Source organism: Streptomyces sp. NPDC043746, assembly GCF_056436485.1.
The window spans coordinates 5,790-9,894 of sequence record NZ_JBWKCM010000056.1; the positions used below are offsets into that span (position 1 = coordinate 5,790).

4 protein-coding genes are annotated in these 4,105 nt (G+C 72.1%); all 4 read right to left on the reverse strand.

Annotated features, from left to right (window positions below; genetic code table 11):
• Positions 1-132: 132 nt before the first annotated feature.
• The gene (locus tag AC0682_RS31075; protein ID WP_254811473.1) at positions 133-942 is read right to left on the reverse strand and encodes a DUF3159 domain-containing protein; all 810 of its coding nucleotides are present in this window, start codon (positions 940-942) and stop codon (positions 133-135) included.
• 3 nt (positions 943-945) lie between these two features.
• A complete protein-coding gene (locus AC0682_RS31080; protein ID WP_254811474.1) occupies positions 946-1,362 on the reverse strand; it encodes an OB-fold nucleic acid binding domain-containing protein in 417 nt (138 codons plus the stop codon).
• 108 nt (positions 1,363-1,470) lie between these two features.
• On the reverse strand, positions 1,471-2,163 hold the full coding sequence (locus AC0682_RS31085) for a response regulator (protein WP_254811475.1): 693 nt from the start codon (positions 2,161-2,163) through the stop codon (positions 1,471-1,473).
• 56 nt (positions 2,164-2,219) lie between these two features.
• Positions 2,220-4,105, reverse strand: a 1,886-nt coding sequence (locus AC0682_RS31090; RefSeq protein ID WP_478536558.1) for a DUF4118 domain-containing protein, incomplete at its 5' end; no start/stop codon positions are given.

Genomic DNA, 4,105 nt, shown 5'->3' on the forward strand with positions numbered 1-4,105 from the left:
AAAGGCGTGGGAGGAGCATTTGGGGGACTTTCTTTCGTTCTTCCCCTCTCTTTTTTCGCCCGACGGCTGGGGCACACATCCCGGGGGGCCCCCCACCCCCCCCCCCCCCCCCCCCCCTCCCTGTACGTGCTGTCACGCCTCCGGGTTGCGCAGCGCGGCCGCGGCCCGCTCCTTGCGCTCCTTCTCGGCCTGCTCCTCGGCCTCCATCTCCGCGAAGACGTCGATGGGCGGCGGCGCCTTCGCCAGGAAGACCCAGGTCAGATAGACCGCGAGCAGGAACGGCGGGATCTTCAGCGCGACCAGCACCCAGCCGAACTGGGTGGTGTCGGCCCACCAGTAGAGCGGGAAGAGGATCGCGCACTTGGCGAGCAGGATGAGGCCCCAGGCGTAACTGGCCTTGGTGTACGCCTTCTTACGGCCCGGGTTACGCGTTCGCCAGGAGAGGTTCTCCTTGAAGACCGGGCCGAGGATCAGGCCGATCAGCGGTACGCCGGCGGCGGCCGTGACCAGGTAGGCGACGGAGAGCCCCAGGGTGTAGAGCATGCCCGGCAGGTAGAAGTCCTTGGCGTTGCCCGTCATCATCGCGAAGACGACACCGAAGGCCACCCCGAAGACCCCGCTGAAGGCGTGCTTCACGGTGTCCCGGCGGACCAGCCGTACGGCGACCAGGGCCAGGGAGACCGCCAGGGCCGCGATGGCCGAGATGTGCAGGTCCTTGTTGATGGTGAAGATCGTGACGAAGAGCAGCCCGGGCAGGACCGTCTCCACCATGCCGCGCACCCCGCCGAAGGCCTCGAAGAGGGCGGCCTCGGTGACCGCCTTCGACTCGGCGTCCTGCTGGGCGGCGTGCCTGCCTCCGGTGCTCCGCTCCCCGGTGGCGCTGTGCTGTTCGGTGCGGTGGGACTGGTCCGTTTCGGACGTCGGCTTGTCGAGAGACGTCACCGGCTACTCCTTGCCGAGCGGTCGGAGTTCGTATGTGGGGTTGAACAGCACCCGGCGCCCGTGGCTCATGGCGACCCGGCCCGAGGCGATGATCCTGCGGCCGGGCTCTATGCCGACGATGGAGCGCCGACCCAGCCAGACCATGTCCAGCGGCTCGGTGCCGTCGAAGAGCTCCGCCTCCAGGGTGGGCACTCCGGCCCGGGGACGCAGGGTGACGGTCCGCAACGTACCAGCCACCTTCACGATCTGCCGGTCGGAGCATTCCGATATCCGGGTGCATCCGGTGGCCTGTGCGTCCTCCCGCAGCTCCTGGGACTCCAGGTCCCCCTGGGAGCTGGAGAGCCGGTCGAGCATACGGCGGAAGCGGCCGGACGGCCTCTCCGCCCTGCCGGCCTTCTCGCGTCGGGGAACAGCACTCATACCCGTAGGGTACCGGTCCCACGGGCACGGTACGGAGGGCCCGGGCGGTCACTCGGAAGGGTGACGCGCCGGGCCCCGGCGACGTCGGCCACGACCCCTGCCGCGGCCTCAGCCGCGTTCGAAGCGGTAGCCCATCCCCGGTTCGGTGACGAAGTGGCGGGGGTGCGAGGGGTCCGCCTCCAGCTTGCGGCGGAGCTGGGCCATGTAGACCCGCAGATAGTTGGTCTCCGTGCCGTAGGAGGGCCCCCAGACCTCCTGGAGGAGCTGTTTCTGGCCGACCAGGCGGCCGGCGTTGCGGACGAGGACCTCCAGGAGGTGCCACTCGGTGGGAGTGAGCCGCACGTCGCGGCCGTCGCGGTGCACCTTCTTGGCGGCCAGGTCGACGGTGAAGCCGGCCGTCTCGACGATCGCGACGTCTTCGGTGACGTCCTGACCGACGGGTTCCGAGCGGCGTACGGAGGCGCGCAGCCGGGCCAGCAGCTCGTCCATGCCGAACGGCTTGGTCACGTAGTCGTCGGCGCCCGCGTCGAGCGCCTCCACCTTCTCGTCGGAGGTGTGGCGGGCGGAGAGGACGAGGATCGGGACCCGGGTCCAGCCGCGCAGGCCGCGGATCACCTCGACCCCGTCCATGTCCGGCAGCCCGAGATCGAGGAGGACCACGTCGGGGTGGAGGGCGGCGGCGAGCTGGAGGGCGGTCGCCCCGTCGGGCGCGGCGTCGACCTCGTACTGCCGGGCCTTGAGGTTGAGCACGAGGGCGCGGACGATCTGCGGCTCGTCGTCGACCACGAGCACCCGGGTCATCGGGGACCTGCCTTTCTGCGGTACGGATGGTGCGGAGAGGGGGCGGAGGGCCGCCGTCATGAGGTGGCATCGGCCGGGAGGGTCACCGGGTCCCGGTTCCGGTCCCGGCTCGGCGCGGCGGTGAGGGTGAGGACCATGGTCAGCCCGCCGCCGGGGGTGTCCTCGGCGTCCAGGGTGCCGCCCATGGCCTCGGCGAAGCCCCGGGAGACGGGGAGGCCGAGACCCACCCCGGCTCCGCGCGGGGCGTCACCGTACCGCTGGAAGGGCTCGAAGATGCGCTCCTTGGCCTCGTCGGGGACCCCGGGCCCCCGGTCGACCACCCGCAGCTCCACGCGTTCACCGAGCACGCTGGCGGCCACCACGACGCGCTCCCCGGCGGGGCCGTACTTCACGGCGTTCTCGACGATGTTGGCGACGACCCGCTCCAGCAGCCCGGGGTCGACCGCGACCATCGGCAGCGTCTCGGGGATGTCCAGATCGACGCTGCCCTCGGGGACCCCGCCGAGCGCCATCGGCACCACCTCGTCGAGGTCGATCTCGCGGATCAGCGGGGTCACCGTGCCGGTCTGGAGGCGGGACATGTCCAGCAGGTTGCCGACCAGGTGGTCGAGTCGGTCGGCGCCGTCCTCGATGCCCGCCAGCAGTTCGGCCTCGTCCTCGGGCGACCAGGCGACGTCGTCGGAGCGGAGCGAGGTGACGGCGGCCTTGATCCCGGCGAGCGGGGTGCGCAGGTCGTGGCTGACGGCGGCGAGCAGCGCGGTCCTGATCCGGTTGCCCTCGGCCAGCCTGCGGGCCTGCTCTGCCTCGCAGACCAGCCGGCGGCGGTCCAGGACGACGGCGGCCTGGGCTGCGAAGGCACCGAGCACCCGGCGGTCCTCGGCGGGCAGCACCCGGCCCGAGAGGGCGAGCGCGACGTTGTCGCCCACCGGCATGTCCACGTCCGCGTCCTCGGGCCGGGCGACCGGCGCGGGACCGACGGATCCGGCGCAGCTCCACGGGTCGACGTCGCTCGCTCGCTCCAGCAGGGCCACGGACTCCATCGCGAAGGTCTCGCGCACCCGCTCCAGCAGCGCGTCCAGCGCGGTCTCCCCGCGCAGCACGCTGCCCGCGAGGAAGGAGAGGATCTCCGACTCGGCGCGCAGCCTGGCGGCCTGGTGGGTACGGCGGGCCGCCAGGTCCACCACCGAGGAGACGGCCACCGCCACCCCGAAGAAGATCAGGATGGCGACGAAGTTCTCCGGGTCCTGGACGGTCAGGGTGTGGGTCGGCGGGGTGAACCAGTAGTTCAGGAGAATCACGCCGACGGCGGCCGAGGCGAGGGCGGGCCGCAGGCCGCCGAGCAGAGCGGCGGCGACCGTGAGGAAGAGGAAGAGCAGGACGTCGTTGGCGAGGCCGGGGCCGTTCGCCAGGCTGCGCAGCAGCAGGGAGAGCAGGACCGGGCCCACGACGCCGATGAGCCATGCCGAGACGATCCGGGCCCGCCCCAGCCGGGCGCCCCGGGCGATGGGCAGCCCGCGCCCCTTGGCGACCTCGCCGTGGGTGACGATGTGGACGTCCAGGTCGGGCCCGGACTCCCGGGCGACGGTGGCGCCGACGCCGGGGCCGTAGACGTACTGCCAGGTCTTGCGGCGGCTGGAGCCCAGCACGATCTGCGTGGCGTCGACCCCGCGGGCGAACTCCAGGAGGGCGGCGGGGATGTCGTCGCCGATGACATGGTGGAACGTTCCGCCGACGTCCTCGACCAGGGTCCGCTGGACCGCCAGCTCCTTGGGGGACGCGGCGGTCAACCCGTCGCTGCGGGCGATGTAGACGGCGAGGATCTCGCTGCCGGAGCCCTTGGCGGCCATCCGTGCGGCCCGGCGGATGAGGGTGCGGCCCTCGGGTCCGCCGGTGAGGCCGACGACGATGCGTTCGCGGGCCTGCCAGGGGGTGCGGATGTCGT

Excerpts from the sequence above, each read along its gene's own strand:
- AC0682_RS31080 (WP_254811474.1), bottom strand. The coding sequence starts at position 1,362 with ATGAGTGCTGTTCCCCGACGCGAGAAGGCCGGCAGGGCGGAGAGGCCG.
- AC0682_RS31085 (WP_254811475.1), bottom strand. The coding sequence starts at position 2,163 with ATGACCCGGGTGCTCGTGGTCGACGACGAGCCGCAGATCGTCCGCGCC.